The following is a 229-nucleotide window of genomic DNA, read 5'->3' as shown; positions in this document are numbered from 1 at the left end:
GAGCGACAGGGGCCACGGGAGCGACAGGGCCAACCGGAGCAACGGGAGCAACCGGAGCAACGGGAGCGACCGGGGCAACGGGAGCAACGGGAGCAACAGGAGCAACGGGAGCGACGGGAGCCACGGGAGCAACAGGGCCAACGGGAGCCACGGGAGATCCCGGGGGAAGCGGAGCAACAGAGACAACAGGAGCAACTGGAGCGCCCGGAGGAGGAGGAACAACCGAAAG

At 68.1% G+C, this 229-nt stretch carries 1 protein-coding gene; it reads left to right on the top strand.

Annotated elements, in window-relative coordinates:
- On the top strand, positions 1–229 hold a 229-nt coding region (locus FN960_RS22635), incomplete at both ends, for a hypothetical protein (protein ID WP_185971179.1).

Source organism: Alkalicoccobacillus porphyridii (assembly GCF_007293315.1).
Lineage (GTDB): Bacteria > Bacillota > Bacilli > Bacillales > Bacillaceae_D > Alkalicoccobacillus > Alkalicoccobacillus porphyridii.
This window is presented reverse-complemented; position numbering and strand designations above follow the sequence as displayed.